This is a genomic window from Pseudomonas paraveronii (genome assembly GCF_963681955.1).
Lineage (GTDB): Bacteria > Pseudomonadota > Gammaproteobacteria > Pseudomonadales > Pseudomonadaceae > Aquipseudomonas > Aquipseudomonas paraveronii.
Genome location: NZ_OY817130.1, coordinates 1287725 through 1306669, shown reverse-complemented (window position 1 = coordinate 1306669; position 18945 = coordinate 1287725). Strand labels below are relative to the sequence as shown.

General features: G+C 60.1%; 10 protein-coding genes. 7 read left to right on the top strand and 3 right to left on the bottom strand.

Annotated features, from left to right (window positions below; translation table 11 throughout):
• Nucleotides 1-205 precede the first annotated feature (205 nt).
• The 5 genes from U5A08_RS05720 to U5A08_RS05700 all read left to right on the top strand — a co-directional run bounded on the left by U5A08_RS05720 (nucleotide 206) and on the right by U5A08_RS05700 (nucleotide 8119).
• The gene (locus U5A08_RS05720) at nucleotides 206-2080 is read left to right on the top strand and encodes a putative bifunctional diguanylate cyclase/phosphodiesterase (RefSeq protein ID WP_321850691.1); all 1875 of its coding nucleotides are present in this window, start codon (nucleotides 206-208) and stop codon (nucleotides 2078-2080) included.
• Nucleotides 2081-2132: 52 nt separating this feature from the next.
• Nucleotides 2133-3089: a cytochrome-c peroxidase gene (locus U5A08_RS05715; protein WP_425262842.1), complete on the top strand. Its 957-nt coding sequence runs from the start codon at nucleotides 2133-2135 to the stop codon at nucleotides 3087-3089.
• 10 nt (nucleotides 3090-3099) lie between these two features.
• Nucleotides 3100-4914 carry a DAHL domain-containing sensor histidine kinase gene (locus U5A08_RS05710; protein ID WP_321850690.1) on the top strand — a complete coding sequence of 605 codons (1815 nt, stop codon included), beginning with the start codon at nucleotides 3100-3102 and terminating at the stop codon, nucleotides 4912-4914.
• Entirely contained in the window at nucleotides 4911-6314 is a 1404-nt protein-coding gene (locus U5A08_RS05705) for an ATP-binding protein (protein ID WP_253393572.1), read from the top strand. Before U5A08_RS05710 ends, U5A08_RS05705 begins: the two co-directional genes overlap by 4 nt.
• Before the next feature lie 185 nt (nucleotides 6315-6499).
• Complete coding sequence (locus U5A08_RS05700; protein ID WP_321850688.1) at nucleotides 6500-8119, top strand: FMN-binding glutamate synthase family protein; 1620 nt, start codon at nucleotides 6500-6502, stop codon at nucleotides 8117-8119.
• A 30-nt stretch (nucleotides 8120-8149) separates the two neighbouring features.
• Here U5A08_RS05700 and U5A08_RS05695 read toward each other — a convergent pair whose 3' ends face one another.
• Genes U5A08_RS05695 through U5A08_RS05685 form a run of 3 tightly spaced genes read right to left on the bottom strand, consistent with a single transcriptional unit; the run spans nucleotide 8150 to nucleotide 10981 of the window.
• Nucleotides 8150-9643: a glucosyltransferase domain-containing protein gene (locus U5A08_RS05695; protein WP_321850686.1), complete on the bottom strand. Its 1494-nt coding sequence runs from the start codon at nucleotides 9641-9643 to the stop codon at nucleotides 8150-8152.
• A complete protein-coding gene (locus U5A08_RS05690) occupies nucleotides 9636-10610 on the bottom strand; it encodes a glycosyltransferase family 2 protein (RefSeq protein WP_321850684.1) in 975 nt (324 codons plus the stop codon). The genes U5A08_RS05695 and U5A08_RS05690 overlap by 8 nt, the downstream gene beginning before the upstream one ends.
• Entirely contained in the window at nucleotides 10607-10981 is a 375-nt protein-coding gene (locus U5A08_RS05685; RefSeq protein ID WP_253393567.1) for a GtrA family protein, read from the bottom strand. The genes U5A08_RS05690 and U5A08_RS05685 overlap by 4 nt, the downstream gene beginning before the upstream one ends.
• 223 nt (nucleotides 10982-11204) lie before the next feature.
• On the opposite strand from U5A08_RS05685, the gene U5A08_RS05680 reads away from it, so the two are divergent.
• Nucleotides 11205-12353: an OpgC family protein gene (locus U5A08_RS05680; RefSeq protein ID WP_321850681.1), complete on the top strand. Its 1149-nt coding sequence runs from the start codon at nucleotides 11205-11207 to the stop codon at nucleotides 12351-12353.
• Between the two features lie 62 nt (nucleotides 12354-12415).
• The gene (locus U5A08_RS05675) at nucleotides 12416-18943 is read left to right on the top strand and encodes an NEL-type E3 ubiquitin ligase domain-containing protein (protein ID WP_321850679.1); all 6528 of its coding nucleotides are present in this window, start codon (nucleotides 12416-12418) and stop codon (nucleotides 18941-18943) included.
• Nucleotides 18944-18945: the final 2 nt, after the last annotated feature.

The following is an 18945-nucleotide window of genomic DNA, read 5'->3' as shown; positions in this document are numbered from 1 at the left end:
GATCCATCGCTGTACTTGCGCAAGCAATGAGCGCTAGATGCTCGCGGGGTAATTGGGGTTGATTTGACGCCAACTGGCGTACTTATTCAAGGGATCCGACTATGCTAGTAGCATGAAGCCATGACTCGCCCCGTTTACCGAAGCATTCAAGGTAAGGAAGCCCGATGCGTAAGAATCTCCAGTTGCCCGCGCCCCGGTGTCAGTCATGAACCCGTGCTCGGGACGGGCCAACCGACGAATCCTGATCGTCGATGACACGGCCTCCATCCACGAGGATTTCCGCAAGATCCTGTGCGCCGATGCCAATGGCGGCCTGTCCCTGGACAGCATCGAAGAAACCCTGTTCGGCACCGCCCCCACCGTGCGCCAGACCTTTGAGCTGGACTCTGCCTACCAGGGCCAGGAAGCGCTGGCCCTGGTCAACCAGGCCGTGGCAGACAAGGCGCCCTACGCCCTGGTGTTCATCGATATGCGCATGCCGCCGGGCTGGGACGGCCTGGAGACCATCGAACAGCTGTGGAACGTCGACCCAAACCTGCAGATCGCCCTGTGCACGGCCTACTCGGACTATTCCTTCGAAGCCATCGAAGCGCGTATCCAATACAGCGACCAGTTGCTGATCCTGAAAAAGCCGTTCGACAACCTGGAAATCCGCCAGATGGCCAGTGCGCTGACCTGGAAATGGCAGTTGGCCCAGGACGCGGCGCTCAAACTGATGGGGCTGGAGCGCACAATTGAAGAACGCGTGCAGGAACTGCTCAAGGTCTCGCACCTGCTGCAATACGACGCCCTGACCGAACTGCCCAACAGCACCCTGCTGGGCGATCGGTTGACGCAGGCGATTGCCGTCTGCAGGCGCCATGACACCCAGCTGGCCGTGATGTTTATCGGCCTGGACCGCTTCAAGCGCATCAACAATGCCCTGGGCTATCCGGTCGGCGATGACATGCTCAAGCAGGTCAGCCAAAGCCTGGTGGCCACAGTGCGCGCATCGGATTCGGTGTTTCGCTACGGTTCCGATGAGTTCGTGCTGGTCCTCAACGACATCAAGCACCCTCAGCAAACCCAGTACATTGCCGAAAAACTGCTCGGTGCCATCAGCGCGACACGCTATGTGGCCGGGCATGACTTGAGTGTCACCGCAAGCCTGGGCATCAGCATTTACCCCAACGACAGTTTCAGCGCGGTGGAACTGATCAAGAACGCCGAAACCGCCATGCACACCAGCAAAGCCCATGGCCCCAATGACTTCAGTTTCTTCGTCAACGAGATGAACCTGCGCGCCCAGGCCCAGCAGAGCCTGGAAAGCGCGATCCGGCAGGGCTTGCAGCGCAATGAGTTCATGTTGCACTACCAACCGAAACTGGATTTGAACAGCGGGCGGATCGTCGGCGCCGAAGCCCTGATTCGCTGGCACCAGCCCGATCACGGCTGGATCTACCCGTCAGCCTTCATTCCCGTGGCCGAAGACAGCGGCCTGATCGTGCCCTTGAGCCAATGGGTGTTGCGCCAAGCCTGCGAGCAAGCGCATGCCTGGAGCGCCGCCGGCCTGCCTGCGCTGTGTATCTCGGTGAATATTTCGGCGATTGATTTTCGCCAGCGCAATTTTGTCGCCAACCTGGCGGCTATTCTGGAGCGCACGGGCCTGGCGCCCGGTTTGCTTGAACTGGAAATTACCGAGAGCGTGCTGATGCAAAACGTCGAGGACACGCTCGTCACCCTGCGAGGCATCAAGGCCCTGGGCGTGCGGCTGTCGATCGACGATTTCGGCACCGGCTATTCCAGCCTCAGTTACTTGCGACGGTTTCCCATCGATGTGCTGAAGATCGATCAATCCTTCGTGCGCGGCTTGAGCGAAAACAGCCAGGATGCACAACTGATCAGTGCCATCATCAGCCTGGGCAAGAGTCTGGACTTGAACATCGTTGCCGAAGGCGTCGAGACGCTTGAACAGTTGGATTTTCTCAAAGCCCACCACTGTGAGGAGGGCCAGGGTTTTCTGTTCAGCAAAGCCGTGGCTGCCGATGACTTCGCTCAATTGATGCAGGCCGGGCACCCCAGCCTGATGCCTGACCTATAACTGTCCATCAAGGAACGAACGCTTGAGCCGTCTCCCCTCTCGCTCTCCTCGCCTGTCCCCTCGGGCACTCGGCTTTGTCGTCGTCCTGGGGTATGGCGGCGCCCTGCCCGTGTTGGCCGCGCCGCTGGATGAACCGCTCAAACCGCTGCCGCCGGTGCCGCTGCTGGATGCGGCAACGGTTGAGCTGGGTCGCCAGTTGTTCAACGAGAAACGTCTGTCGGTCAATGGCAGCCTGTCCTGTGCCGGTTGCCATCGACTGGAGACGGGCGGGGCCGACGACAAGCCGTTTTCCCTGGGCTTTGATGGCCAACCGGTCAAGATCAATACGCCCACGGTGTTCAACGCCAGCCTGAACTTCAAGCAGTTCTGGGATGGTCGGGTCGACACCCTCGAGGCCCAGGTCGAACAGGTGGTCATCAGCCCGCGGGAAATGGGCAGCGACTGGAAGACCGTGGTCGACAACCTCACGGCCATGCCGCAGTACCAGGCCCAGTTCACCCAGGTGTACCCCGACGGCGTAACGGCGGCCAATGTGCAAAATGCCCTGGCGACTTATGAGCGCACATTGCTCACGCCCAACTCACGCTTCGACCAATACCTGCAAGGCGATACCGAGATCCTCACCCGCGAAGAAAAATACGGCTACCAACGCTTCAAGGAATATGGCTGCATCGCCTGCCATCAAGGCATGAATATCGGCGGCAACATGTTCCAGAAATTCGGCGTGATGGGGGATTATTTCAAGGACCGTCCCCCCGCCGAGACCGACCTGGGCCGCTATCTCGTCACCCACGACGAGGAAGACCGCAACGTGTTCAAGGTGCCCAGCTTGCGTAACGTCGCCGTCACCGCACCGTATTTTCACAACGCCTCGGCCAAGACCCTGGAAGAAGCCGTGGATGTGATGTTCACATTCCAGCTGGGGCGCGTTCCCTCAGCAGAAGACAAGGAGCAGATCATCAAATTTCTCAAGACCCTGACCGGCCAATGGGCGGGCAAACCTCTATGAGCAAACGGTCATGAGACTCTCCCGCCACAACGTCGTCCAATTGCTGCTGGCCACCGCGACCGTGCTGCTGGCCTCGGTCCTGGTGTTCCTGTACATCAAGTCAACCGCCGACCAGACCAGCCGCTACACCGAGTCCCGTGACCTGATCCGCCAGATGCAGCAGCTCAATGCGCAGTGGGACAGTGAAGTGCTCAAGGCCAGAATCGCCCTGACCCACAACTACGATCCCCTGGTGACGCCACTGACGCAGATCACCCGACTCTGGGAGGAACTGCACCACCACGCGTCATATCACGCGCCTAAAGACCTGCCAGGCTGGCAAGCCAGCCTGGACGCCGGCGAGGCGGCGATCCGGGACAAAGCGCGGCTGGTCGACCAGTTCAAGTCCCATAACGCGGTGCTGCGCAACTCCCTGGCGTTCCTGCCGACCGCCGAAGACGATATCCAGGCCCAGTTCTCCCAGCTCGACGACGAGGGCCGACTGTCACTGCAAGGCGTCGCCACCGACACCTATGACCTATTGCTCAGCAGCATGGAATTCGCCCAGGTCGCCAGTGACGACCGCGCGGCAGAGATCCTGTTGGGCCTGAACCTGCTGGCCGTGAACAAAGAGCACTTGCCGGCTGACTTCCACCTGCCGGTGGACATTCTCAGCAACCACATCGCGCTGATCCTGCGCGAACAGCCACTGGTCAACACCCTGCTGGAACAGATCGCCGCAGTTCCCGTGGCCGAGCGCCTGGACGAGCTGACCACCCACCTCAATCAGGATCAGCAGGCCTCCGACCTGATCGACCAGATGTATCACAACTACTTACTGGTGTTCTCCACCCTGCTGGTGGCGTTGCTGCTGTACCTGGCCATCAGGCTGTTGCGCAGTTTCGCCGAGATCAACCGGGTCAACCGCGCCCTGCACACCGCCAACGCCAGCCTGGAGCAGCGCGTGGAAAAACGCACCCGCCAGCTCAAGGATGCGCAAAGCGAACTGCTCGACAGCGCCCGCCAGGCCGGCATGGCGGAGATCGCGACCAATGTGTTGCACAACGTGGGCAACGTGCTCAACAGCGTGAACATCTCCGCCGAACTGGTCGCGCGCAAGCTGCGCACCAGCAAAGCATCGGGGTTGGGCAAGGCCATGCAGTTGATCAACGAGCACCCTGATGACCTGGGCACTTACCTGCGCGAAGACGAAAAAGGCAAACTGCTGCCCGGCTACCTCAACCAATTGGTGGAAGCCATCGCCGTCGAGCAACAGGGCATGAGCGATGAGTTGGCGCAGTTGAGCAAAAGCGTCGACCACATCAAGGACATCGTCTCCACCCAGCAATCCTACGCCGGGGTTTCCAGCGTGCTGGAGCCCTTGCAGGTCAGCGCCCTGATGGACGACGCGCTGCGCATGAATTCCGGCGCACTGAATCGCCACCATGTGACGGTGGTCAAGGAATACGCCCAGGTGCCTGAGATCATGGCCGACAAACACCGGTTGCTGCTGATCATGGTCAACCTGATCAGCAACGCCAAGTACGCCATGTCCAACCTGAGCGACCGGCCTCGGCAGATTACGTTGTCGATCAAGACCGTGGAGGACAGCATCCTGCAAATCAGCGTCAAAGACGAAGGTGAAGGCATTCCCGCCGAAAACATGACGCGGATCTTCACCCACGGCTTCACCACGCGCAAAGAAGGCCATGGCTTCGGCCTGCACAGCTGCGCCCTGGCCGCCATTGAAATGAATGGCCGGCTGACCGCCCATAGCGACGGCCCGGGCAAGGGTGCGCTGTTCACTTTGCAAATCCCCCTCAACGATGCAGCAGGCCCCGCATGAACCAACCACCGAACCGGCGGATTCTGCTGATCGATGACACGCCCTCGATTCACGAAGATTTCCGTAAGATCCTCAAGCCGCCCCTGGAACAGAACCAGGCCCTGGACGATATGGAAGCGACGCTGTTCGGCACCCGCGACAAACCGCAAGGCCCGCTGTTCGAGCTGGACTCCGCCTACGGTGGCGAGGAAGGTTTACACCTGCTCAAGGCGGCCATGGCCGCGCAACTGCCCTACGCCCTGGCCTTCGTCGACATGCGTATGCCCCAGGGCTGGGACGGTGCGCAAACCATCGAAGAACTGTGGAAAGTCGACCCGAACCTGCAAGTGGTGGTGTGTACCGCGTACTCGGATTATTCCTGGGAGGATCTGCTGTTTCGCCTACACGCCCATGACCGGCTGCTGATCCTGAAAAAGCCATTCGACAACATCGAAGTCCAGCAAATGGCCAACACCCTGACCGCCAAATGGGACATGGCCCGGCGCGCGTCTTTGCAAACCAGCCAACTGGAACTGTTGGTGGAACAACGTACCCAAGCGCTGACCCACGCCAGCCAGGCCCTGCAACTGGAGATCGACGAGCGCAAACAGCTGGAAAGCCAACTGGTGCAATCGGAAAAACTGGCGTCCCTGGGGCAACTGGCCGCGGGCGTGGCGCACGAGATCAACAACCCGGTGGGGTTCATCTCCTCCAACCTCGGCACCCTCGACAGCTATTTCAAACAGTTGGAGCAGATGCTCGATGCCTACCGCCAGGCTGAAGCCGCGATCGGCGATGATCAGCTCGAAGCCCTGCGCCGTCGCCTGGACCTGGACTTTCTCAGGGAAGATATTCCGACGCTGATTCGCGAAACCAAGGAAGGCATCGGCCGTGTGGCGCAAATCGTCAAGGACTTGAAAGACTTTTCGCGGGTGAACAACGACCAGACCTGGCAGTGGGCCAACCTGCAACAAGGCATCGATTCGACCCTGAACATCGTCGCCAGCGAGCTCAAGTACAAAGCCGACGTGATCAAGCACTATGCGCCCTTGCCGGAAATCGAGTGCCTGGCCTCGCAGCTCAACCAGGTGGTGATGAACCTGGTGATCAACGCAGCACAAGCCATCGGGCCGGAGCGCGGCACCATTACCATCAGCAACGGCGTGGAAGGCGAGAGCATCTGGCTGGAAGTCGCGGACAACGGCTGCGGAATTGCCCCGGACGCCCTGCAGAATATCTTCGACCCGTTCTTCACCACCAAGCCAGTGGGCGAAGGCACGGGGTTGGGGCTGTCACTCTCCTACGGCATCGTCAAGAAACACCATGGGGAAATCTCCGTCAGCAGCGAACTGGGCAAAGGCACCACGTTCCGGGTGGTGCTGCCCATTCGCCAAACACTTAGTGCCCCTGAAGTGACGTAGCGTGGGGCAGAATCGACAGCCAACCCGCCGGCTTTTTTAGCATCACGGCGCGCCGCCAACTGTCTATATCGGGCCAGTCCGCCGTGTCTATGCGACCCAAGCGAATGCACCTACAGGTTGTTCAGGGTTTCCTTACTGGCGCAGAATGTCGCACCGACCAGAAGAGTCCGACCCAAGGTAACCGTATGAGCCTGTCCTTGCTAAGCCGTTACGCGGTGTTTGCCGTATGCGTCATTTTCACCCTCGCCAGCCTGCCCTTTATCGAACATGAATGGTTATGGCCCATTACCCTGGTCACCGGCATCCTCAGCCTGCTCGGCCTCTTCGACCTGCTGCAAAGCCCTCACGCGATACGTCGCAACTACCCGATCCTGGGCAATATCCGTTACCTGGTCGAAGGCATTCGCCCGGAGATCCGCCAGTACCTGCTGGAATCCGACAGCGACGCCCTGCCCTTTTCCCGGGCGCAACGCTCATTGGTCTACTCGCGCGCCAAGAACGAAACCGCCGACAAACCCTTCGGCACCTTGATCGACGTGTACCAGTCGGGTTTTGAATTCATCGGCCACTCCATGCGCCCCGCTCCGTTGACCGACCCGAGTTCGTTTCGCGTGATGGTCGGCGGCCCGCAATGCAAGCGGCCGTACTCGGCCTCGGTCTTCAATATCTCGGCCATGAGCTTCGGCTCTCTGAGCGCCAACGCGATCCGCGCGCTCAACCAGGGCGCCAAGCTGGGCAACTTCGCCCATGACACCGGCGAAGGCAGCATCAGCCCCTATCACCGCGAAAACGGTGGCGACCTGACCTGGGAGCTGGGCAGCGGCTACTTCGGCTGCCGCACCCGCGACGGCCGTTTCGACCCGGAGCGCTTCGCCGAGCAGGCGCAGAACCCGCAAGTACGCATGATCGAAATCAAAATGAGCCAGGGCGCCAAGCCTGGCCATGGCGGCATCCTGCCCAAGCACAAGGTCACCCAGGAAATCGCCGAGACACGCGGCATTCTGATGGGCGAAGATTGCGTCTCGCCGTCGCGCCACAGCGCGTTTTCCACGCCGATCGAGTTGATGCACTTCATCGCCCAATTGCGCGAGCTGTCCGGCGGCAAGCCGGTGGGCTTCAAGTTCTGCCTCGGTCATCCGTGGGAATTCATGGGCATTGCCAAGGCCATGCTCGAAACCGGCATCCTCCCCGACTTTATCGTGGTCGACGGCAAGGAAGGCGGCACCGGCGCCGCGCCCGTGGAGTTCACCGACCACATCGGCGTGCCGATGCGCGACGGCCTGCTGTTCGTCCACAACACCCTGGTGGGCTTGAACCTGCGCGACAAGATCAAACTCGGCGCCAGCGGCAAGATCGTCAGCGCCTTCGACATCGCCAGCGTCCTGGCCATCGGCGCCGACTGGGCCAACTCGGCGCGCGGCTTCATGTTCGCCATCGGCTGCATCCAGTCGCAAAGCTGCCACACCAACAAATGCCCGACCGGCGTCGCCACCCAGGACCCCCTGCGCCAACGCGCCCTGGTCGTGCCGGACAAAGCCCAGCGCGTGTTCAACTTCCACCGCAACACCCTCAAGGCCCTGGCCGAAATGCTCGCGGCAGCGGGCCTGGAGCACCCGTCGCAACTGTCGGCCAAGCATCTGGTGCGACGCATGTCGGCGACCGAGATCAAGCTGTTCTCACAGTTGCATGTGTTCCTCAAGCCTGGGGAATTGCTGACCGGGGGAGTGAACGGCGAGTTTTATTCGCGCATGTGGCAGATGGCGCGGGCGGATAGTTTTGAGCCGCAGGAAGTGGTGGCGGCGTAGTCCAAACGGCGCCTGGAGCTCAGGCGCCCCTTAACGAACCCTCCCGTCGGCAGATATATCTTTCATCACGACAACTGCAGTCTTGTCCTGAAGATACACACTGTAAAAGCGGTTCTCGATCAGACGCTCTCCCTGTTGCTGTCGGCCCCACCAATCAAAACTCCGAGTAGGTGAGAACGGTACTATTACTCCCGAACGGCTCAGTAACTCTGGCAGGAGCAGGACATGAACGTTAAGCACATACCTCAAAGCAGGCATTAGTTTCATTGTGCCCTCAGCACCACCGAGCCAATCGTTGCTGAAGTTATTGACCATCTGAACGTGCTCGATACCCGATAGCCGCTCGTTGGTTATCAACTCATAAGACAGGTAGTGAACGACACTGTTTTCCAGTTCCTTCTGTAACGTTAATACACGCCCATAGGCATAAGAAAAAGCCAGCATTGCCAGTAACGGCAGCAGCAATAGCAGTCCCCATTTCTCCCCGCCCAGCACCAGTACGTTTAGGGAAAAATAGAACACCAGCACCAGAAATGTCGACATCCCCATCATCAACCTGGCATTGCTGTCAAAAAACCTGAAAACCAGTGCCAAGCCCGGTATCGCAAGAAACGCCACTGCAAGGGCAATAAGGCAGATCAGGCTCAACATAAGCCTTTGGAAAAATGTGTTATCGCTTTTGAAAATGCGATAAAGGCTCAAGCAAAAGCCGCACGCCGCGAGCGCGAGCACCAGAGCTATTAACCAACGGTTTCCGTCGTGAGCCAACAATGCAATGTGCTGCACGCAGGTCAGCAGGTCATTGCTCAAAAGCCGTAACCAGTCGCCGTCAAGGACGCGCAAAGCCTTTCGTTCCGCAACCGTGAACTGATAGGCCGTCAGCACATAAATCAGAACCCCCAAGGTCAGCTTCAAACATTGATCGAGCAATAACAGCAAACTGCGACGTAACGATAGGTTCCTGTCCACTTCCCGAATCAATTCAACACAACACAATCCGATGTATACGTTGATGACCATTTGATAAAAACCCAACCCCAACGCCATTAACAGCCCCGCCACGGCCTGTCGCAAAATCATTGAGCGATGACGAAACGTAATTGCATAAATAACAGCCACCACCCCAAAAGCCATTGTCGGGCCGTCATAGTGATAGGAAAGGTTTTGCAGGAAAAAAGGGCTGTACCACAGTGGTAATACCACCAGGCAAGTTGCGGCTGTAGATCTTTGGAATAAGTGCGTAACCAACGCGTTAAGCGCACAAACAAACAACACCATCGCCAACACTAACGGCAATGGAAAAACATCCGGCGCACCGCTGCTAAAAGACAGCCCTTGATAAAAAAGCTCGACCCACAGCCGACCACTCTCTTGCCAGGCCATCCCGCCGGATAGTGCTCGCCAGTTATCATCAAGGTAGAGGTGGTCAGCTAGGATCAGTGGCCAGGCGAACAAAAAGACAGCTACGCCAAATAATTTGGACCGGTGGCATCTTGAGAGCGGCCTCAGCCAGAAATCAGTCATCGTCTACCTCACTGCGTTCATTCAAACCCCACGTATGCCCGTCTTTTTTTAGAACAATATTCCGGATCACATACCTCGGCCGATGCTTGGCCTCCATATAAATGCGCCCCACATACTCGCCCAATATCCCGATCCCAATCAGTTGCACCCCACCCAAAAACAAGATCGCCGTCATCAACGACGGATACCCCGGCACCGCATTGCCAAACAGCACCTTGTCCACCACCAGATACCCGGCGTACACCAGCGCCAGCAGCGAAATACCGCCGCCGATATAGCTCCACAACCGCAGCGGCAAAGTGCTGAACGAGGTGATGCCATCCAGGGCCAGGTTCCACAGTTTCCAGGCGTTGAACTTGCTCTGGCCGACAGCGCGGGGGGCGCGGTCGTACTCGACGATGGCGACGTTAAACCCCGCCCAGGACAGCACGCCTTTCATGAACAATTGCTGCTCGGGCAAGGCCTTGATCACGTCCACCACCTTGCGGTCCATCAACCGGAAGTCGCCGACGTTTTCTTCGATGTGGGTGTAGGAAATGCGATTGAGCAGGTGATAGAACAGCGACGCGCTGTGGCGCTTGAGGTAGCCATCGCTGGAACGATCCCTGCGCTTGGCCAGCACCACATCGGCGCCTTTTTGCCATTCGGCCAGCAACTGCGCGATGACCTCGACCGGGTCTTGCAGGTCGACATCCATCGGGACCACCGCATCTCCGGTGGCATATTCGAGCCCGGCGAACAGCGCCGCTTCTTTACCGAAGTTACGCGAGAAGTTAATCAGCACCACGCGGCTATCGGCCAAGGCGAGCGCCTGGGCATACTCGGCGGTGCGGTCGGAACTGCCATCGTTGATAAACACGATCTCGACCGTATGCTCGCGCAACGCAGCCTCTTGACGCACGCTGCGGTAAAACACGCCGACCGCCTGCTCTTCGTTATACACCGGCACCACCAGCGAGAGCCTCATTGCCCACGCTCGCGAAACACCACGCACCGCGACAGCAAAAACCCGCACACCAGGCTGATCAGCGAAAACGCCGCCACGGTGACAATCCCCGGCACCAGCCAACGATCCGCCAGCCAGCCCACGCCCAGGCTCAAGCCACCCATGCACAGCATGAACAGGCCATAGCGCGGCAACGAGGCCGGCATCGCAAAGGTGTAGATCGCATTCACATAGAAGGAAAAGCTCGCCGCCACGCAGAAAGCCAGGAGGTTACTGACCGCCTGGCTCAGCTCAAAGACCGCTCGAAACACAAAAAACAGCTGCCAATGGATCACCGTATTAGCGATGCCAATCACCGTGTAGCTGGAGAATCCCTTCCACAGTCTGGCCATAGCGTTGTCCCGTTGCGACTGGCTCCAGCAAGCCACGGCGCCCGCGCTCCGTCTACTGTCAGAATTAACAGGTAGCGCCGCCGCGCCATTGAGACATTCAGTAATACCCAGCCTTTGCAATTGCTTATAAATACCGCCAACCTGCGCCCGCCCGACGTGCGGCGTAAGACAACCGCCGCGCGCGCCAATCATTTCTAAACCTTTCGTACAAGAGCCCGCTGCCATGCTGAACGGACGCGACCCCCGCATCGATTTTTTTCGGGGCCTGGCGTTGATCTTCATTTTCTGGGATCACGTCCCCCACAATCCCCTCGGCCAGATCACCCTGCGCAACTTAGGTTTCAGCGATGCGGCGGAGGTCTTTGTGTTCCTCGCCGGTTACGCCGCCGTGCTGGCCTACGGCAAGATCCTGCAACGCGACGGCTACTGGATCGCCGCGCTGAAAATCCTGCGGCGCGCCTGGGTGCTGTACGTGGTGCATATCTTTTTGCTAGCGCTGCTGATGGGCATCGTGTTTTTCGCCAACAGCCATGTGCAAACCCGTGATCTGGTCGAGGAAATGGGCCTGACGCACTTCGTCACCCAGCCGCAGCAGGCGCTCACCGATGAATTGCTGCTGCGCTTCAAGCCCAACCTGATGGACCCGCTGCCGCTGTATATCGTGCTGCTCGGCGGGCTGGCGCTGATGCTGCCATTGCTGCTGCGCCAGACCTGGGCGGTGGTGGGCGTGTCGTTGAGCGTGTACCTGCTGGCGCCGTGGATGGGCTGGAACCTGCGGGCGATCGCCGATGGCGTGTGGTACTTCAACCCCGTCACCTGGCAGTTGCTGTTTGTGCTCGGCGGCGCGGCGGCGATTCATGCCGGCCGGCCACGCCCGGCACAAACCCGTGGGCTGCTGCGCCAGCCGCTGTTTGTCGCGGCGGCGGCCTACTCGCTGCTGGCGGCGATCATCACGCTCGCCTGGCGCTGGCCCGAAGTGCATGACGCGCTGATGCCGGCGTGGCTCAGCGACCTGCTGTACCCCATCAGCAAGACCGACCTGTCGCCGGTGCGCCTGGTGCACTTCCTGGCGCTGGCCTATGTCACCGCCAAACTCTTGCCGCATACCGGCTGGACCCGCCATTGGCTGGCGCAACAGAGTTGCCGCATGGGCCGCTATTCCCTGGAGGTGTTCTGCCTCGGCGTGCTGCTGGCGCCGCTGGCGGACATGCTCAATGCCCTGGCCGGCGATGCGTTGGCCATGCAACTGTTCAGCGCGATGGCAGGCATGGTGTTGATGGCGCTTCTGGCGAGCTGGCTGGAATTCAACAAGCGCCTGGACAGCTCGTTGCAAGAGCGACGCGCGCTGCCCACCGCGTCATTAAATAGTTAGCCCCGGCAGGTTTCGCGGCGGTGCTTCCATGCCCTTCCACTTATCGTGAAAGGTCATGGCATATGTCGACTTATCAACTGCTCAACGGTTTGTCAGGGAACTTGCAGTCCAGCAACGCCTGGTCACACCAACAAGCCCTTGAGCAGATCCAGCACAACGTCATTCAAGCCATGAACAGCTTGAACCCAGCGCAAACCGCCCGCTACGTCAGCTTACAACGCGAAGCACTGAAAGCCCTGGCGGCGCTGGAAACCGCTCAGCAAGCGCTGACCCGCGACTTCAAGACCCAAGGCCTTGCGCAATTGCGGGAAAAGCTCGGCGGGCGCGATCCCGAGCAGTACACCCTTTTCACCCGTTTCAAGGAAAAACGAGAGCAGGGCTTTCCCTGGGACCCGTCGGACCCGCTTACCCCGATCGGCTATGTGCCCATTCCCGAGGGCGCCAATCGCACGCGACGAGCCGAATACGACTTTCACTACATTCACCACCTCAAGCACCTGTCACTGTGGGAGGCCGCCTGCCTCAACTATGGCTTCACCCACTCCATCCCCGGCGACTCGGGTTTCAGCCTGGTGGAAGCCAGCTATATCGTGGGGCCGGACAACGACCGCAGCTTGAGCACGTCCACCTTCATCGACGCCGCCCGCGCGCTGGACCTGGGTGCTCAGTTGCGTGACAAAACCCGTACCGCCATGGCGCCGGATGGGGCGTTGCGCCCATTGTTCGAGGCGTCGGCCAAGGCCAGCCTGTTGTTCGACGTGATCGAAGCCTATCGCAACCGCGCCACCACCGGCGTCACCCTGGAGATCTACACGCGGCTCAACGCCGCCATCGAAGGCACTGGCGCGCAATTGCCGTTCGACACGCTGAACCTGAGCTCCGGTATCACCCCCCTGATCTCGGTGCCCTTCGTCCCCTGGGATACCTGCATCCCCGTGCCCTTGATACTGATTCGCGTGGCCAGCCTGGGCGTGCTGTCCTACTTCCCCTTCCGCCCCGGAGGGGCGTTGAAATACCACAACGATGCTCAAGCCGCCGAGTGCGCGTTTCGCACACAACTCACTGACAGTCACGCGAAAAAAGACTTGGGCTGGTTCTCCCGGCAATTACCCTTGATCGGGCTGTCGGTGTTCAAATCACTGATCGATAAAGAGCAGCACCTGAAGGGGTTCAGTTGGTTAGGCGCGTATGTGTACGACGGCTTTCACCTGGCCTTCCCGCCAAAAACCCTCGACAACATCCGCTTCAGCACCGACATCAAATCCGGGCGTGAAACCACCCTGGTCCAGGCGTGTGTCTATCGCCAGATCCAGCGCTTTCAGTCAGACCTGGACACCCTGGCGCAAACCCGCGCGGAAAAAGACTGGCAAGCCCTCAAGGATGCAACGGCGGCGATTGCCGGTGAAGTGCTGCAAATGCTGCTTATGCCGCTGCCCGGCGGCGTGACCGGCATGAACCGGGTCATGCAGCTCACGGCCATGGGCAGCCTGACCTACAGCGCCGCCCAGGGCGTAAATGAGTTGGCCAGGGGCGAAGCCAGCGGATTTGCCTCGGCGCTGGCCGATGTCACCGACCTGGCAGTCAGCGGCAAGTTGATCTCAACCGCCGGAAGGGCTCATCGCCGACGCATGCACGAGTACCTGGAAAAACTCGGCAACCCGTACAAGATCACGCGCGTCGACGGCAGCCATGGGCTCTGGAAAGCCGACGCCCAACCGTATGCCCACGACAACCAGCGCCTGGTCAACGGTATCAGCCCCAATGCGTTGGGCATTTACACGCACCAGGGGCACCTCTACGCCAAACTGCGCCAGGGCGAGACGGACGTGCTGGTCGAAGTCAAATTCGACGACGCGCACAAACGCTATGTACTCACACAGGGTAAAGACGGCTACACCCCAGCGATCATATTCGTCCCAGAACTCCAGGCCTGGACCTTCGATTTGCACAACGCCCATCTCCTGTCCAACCAGGAGTTGCTGCAACGCATGCTGCCTGACGGGGCGTCGACGATCCCGTCGGCTGACCTTGAACACATGCTACGCAGCACCGCCACCACACGCGATACACTGGATCGCGTGTGGCAGGCCCAACCGGCACCGTTGAACCTGATCGAAGGCGCCAGGCGTCTGCAGGTCGATCAGGTCATCCAGCAAATCATCGAGCGGTTCCCCCAACCCGGCCAACTGCCGGCGCATGCCGACAGCACGGTCTTCTGCCTGCTGACCCAACTCAACGGCTGGCCGACCGACACCCTGCTGCATATCCACGATGCACAAGGCACGCGGCTGGAGACCTACGGCAAAACCGAGCAACCACCCCCACGCCCCCATGCCATCAACCTCAAGCGCCACGAGGATGGCAGCTACACAGACCTCAACGACGACGGCAGCGGCCCCGAGGGCAACGAGCACCTGCTTCAACTGATCATCCGCCAGCAACCACGCGACTCGGCCCTGGGCAAAGAGGACCAACCCAACGCCTCCGAGGACGCGCGCGTCAGCAGCGTGCGCCGACAGGTTGGCGCATTGGCAAACACCGAGCGCCACGCGCTGTTTTCGGCGCTGTTCGATTATTGGGGCTACGAAAAAGGCGAACTCGCCGCCGCGCCGGCAGCCAGACGGTTTCTGCCGGTCAAGGTCTCACCGGCCTTGATTACCGTCACGCCCTTGCTGAAAAAACTGCGCGACCTGAACCCGCCCCTGACCGCCGCCAACCTGACGCGACTACTCGCCGAGCACCCGCTGACAGCACGCCAGCAGGAGGCGTTTCTGAGCGGAGGCACCCTGCCGGTGGCGTTTGTTGAACGACTCGATCATCAACGTACCGCGTTGCGCATCGATGCAGTGATCGACAGCCTGTACAACCCCCGCGACTTCAATGCCGACACCGACCTCTGGGCCAGGGAATTCGCCGGCGCGCTGATACGCGACAGCCTCAAGCGGCCGTTTGTGGTCACCGATGTCAGCCAGGGGCAGACCTTCGTGCCCAGCGGTCCGGACGACCTCACCGTAAACCTGCGCCTATACCCAGGCGGTCGTTACTGCGCCTACGACATCCGCAACGCTGGCGAAATCCCCGTCTCCCCCGTCCAAGACAGCTTCTACCTGGCCATCGCCTCGGTGCTCCACCCTCACGAACGTCAGCTGCTGGGCATGAACGGCGCCACCGACGCCAAGGGCCTGCGCAAAACCCTGGGGGATAACATGAGCGCGCGCCGCAACCCAGAGGGGTTCGTCAGCCTGGTCAATGGCTCACTGGCGCCCTACGAACACAACCTGATGCTGCCACCGCACCTAAAACCCAGGGCCGACGGCATCTTCAGCATTGAGGGCAACGAATACCTACCGCTGTCCGGCAGCCTGTACCGGATCGTCTTCGACAAAAAGCGGCTCAAGTGGCGGCTCAAACACCCGAAAAACATCGGCGTCGACACCCCACTCCTGGAACACAACGGCCAGGGTGCCTGGCGGCTGGCCAGCGAGAACCCCATGACCTGGGACGCCCATCAATTGCTCCATCGGCTGGGCCATAAGGACTACGCGTTCACCCGGCAACAGGCCGATCGAATCCTCGCCCTGACCGATACACCGGACCACGTATTGCGCCAGGTTCACCGCGCCGGTCACCCGGCCCCGCCGTTGCTCGCCGACACCTGTAAACGCTTCAAGATCGAACAACAGATCCAGCGCTTCATCGCAGCATTGCGGGAGGCCCCCAATACGCAAGATGCCGATCCAGACCTGCAATTGCTGGTGATCTCCGGGTTTCCGGAATGGCCGGACAGCCACCGGCTGCAGATCATCGGGCCGCACAATGAAGTGCGCTATCAACACCCGGCCACTTCGGGGCCGCATGTTGAAACGATCCGCGTGACCGAGTCGCAGTACAAGGAGGCCCGGCTGCTGAACCAACTCGCCCGCCACGATGCGCTGATCAACGCCTTGCTCGGAGAGTTACCTGCATCTGCTGAAGAACGCTTGTTCAAACTGGTGAAAAAAATCATCGAGTTTGCCGAGAAAGAAACCAACGATCTGTTCACCTCACTCTACCGGGAGAGCGAGCACGGCGGCCCCAATGCGTTACGCGAACGGTTCAAGGTCGCTCATCCGGAATTACCCAACAGCACGGTCGACGGCATCCTCGGCCACGCCACGCCCCACGAGCTCAAGCAGTTGCACGAGCATGACAAGGTAAGCCTGCGCCTGGGCGAAAAAGCCCGGTTGACCGCCCACGAGGTGCGTCTGAATCGAGCCTTCGAGGGCTTGTACCTGGACAACCTGATCAACCCGGACAGCGACCGGATCATCCTGCACCTGCTTCAATCCGTCAGCGGCTGGCCAACGGACCTTCGAATAGAGGTGCGCGACCGACATTTCAACGGCCCCAGCATAGAAGGCGCCGGCAACCCGGCCGGGACGAACCGGAAAGTGTTGGTCAAACAACACCGGGTTTACCACGCTTATGATCCTCAAGGCACAGCACTCGCCACTCCCGACGGCAGGGGCAGCCACCTGCTGCCGGCCATCATCCAGACCTTGAGCCCTGCCGAACGGACCTCATTGGGAATCACTGCCGAATACGACCTCACGCCACTGCGCGAGCAGATAGCCAACCTGGCCTTGTCCCAACGTGTGCAAATAAAGAGTCTGTTGGACCTGCCTCACCTGCAACCCTGGCTGCAACCACCCATGGGCCTGGATCGCTCGTTCCTGGCGTACCCCGTCTGGAACTGGCTCTGGCCATTCGGCGGTAATCGTGCGCCGAGCCTGAGGAGCCGGGTGCAGGAGCTCTACCCTCGGTTTGACAACGATGCCGCCCGCGCCTTCATCCACCGACTCGGCCTGGAAGAACCCGCCGCCCTGATCGAACTGGACCGACGCCAGGCCGAATTCAGCTTCATGGACACTGAACTGACACGCTGGAGCGACACCCCTCGCGCCATCGACGCCCCCCAGACCGACCCGTTAGGCGTGCATCTGGGTCAACGCCGCTACATCGCGAACCAACTGCGCAGGGCGTGGCGACGGGATGAGTCGATGTTGCATTATGTTGCCGGCTTGTTCGACGTCCACTCGCTGACGTTGCGACTGGACGACAATGACCTCCCCACAGACGCCTTTGGTACGGGGTTCACCGGGTTCGAACACATCGAGCACTTGAGTATCGCCGGGAACACCTTCCCCGCCGCAGGCCACGCGTTCCTCGCCCTTTTCCCTAACGTGCGCGCCTTACACATCGACTGTCAGCTGACCGAACTGCCCACGGCTATCACCGACATGACGCAACTGACCCACCTGGACCTGCAATTCAACAGGCTCCGCTTAACTGAAGCGTCGGCCGGGCGACTCACCAACCTGGTCAATCTGCGCAGTCTTAATCTGAGCGGCAACCCCCTGGGCATCACCCCGGACCTTACCCGGATGGTCCAACTCACAAGCGTGAGACTAAGGGGCACCGATCTCCATGAATGGCCGATAGGCGCCGCAGAGCACGGGAATCTGAACACGCTGTATTTGCAGGAAAACCAGATTTCAAGCATTCCCGAGCAAGTCTTTACTCACATCAGGGCGCGCATGCGAAACCGCCGTATCTATCTGCATGGCAACCCGCTGTCCGCGCAAGCCCTGGAACGTCTGGAGCAATACCGCAACGACAGCGGCATTATCATGGTCAGAACCGTGCCAGGCATCACTCACTCGCCCGCGACAGAACGTAACGTCGCGCCCTGGCTGGGCGCCCTCGACAGCGCTCAACACGCGCCGGCGAAACAACTGTGGGACGCGCTATCAAGCCAGGAAGGCGCCCGGCCGGATGACACCTTCAGAGTGTTGGCAGACCTGACTAAATCGTTGGACTACCAGCAGGGCGGCGCAACACGCAAAACACTGACGCGTCGTGTCTGGCGGTTGCTCAACGGCATGGGCGAGTCCACCGAGCTGCGCGAAAAAGTGTTCCTCAACACCAGTGCCGCAGGCACCTGTGGCGACGGGGCCATACTGCTGTTCAGCAACATGGAACTCATGCACCGCGTGCATCAGACCCTCGCTCGGTACGACAAGCAGCGGATCGACCGCGAACTGCTCGGCCTGGCCAAACAGGTGTACTACCTGGAGCAGCTCGACCAGTTCGCCGACGATCACATCAGCCGCTTGACCGTGCAAGGACGTTCGCCGGACCCGGCCGAAATCACCCTGTTCTATCGGGTGAGGTTGCGCGACGAATTCAACCTGCCGGTCCAGGTCGAGCAAATGTTGTATTCCGTGGAGGGATATGGCGTGGTCGAAAACGATGTCCAGCAGGCCCGTCAAATACTGCGTGGGCTGGAGAACTCACCAGGGCTGGCGAACTCCTATAGAACCCGCGACTTCTGGCTCGACTACCTCGAACGACGCTTCCCCGAGCCGTTTTTAACCATCAAGGACGTGACCCGCTACAAGATCGGGCTCTTGCAAAAGGAGCTGCCGGACAAACACTCCGATGAACACCTCGACCAGCTGCAAGCGCTGATCGACACGCAGACCGCCGAGCGCAACCGCCTCATCGGCCAGTTGACGGACGCCGCCCTTCACGCGTTGCAGCGCGATTGAGC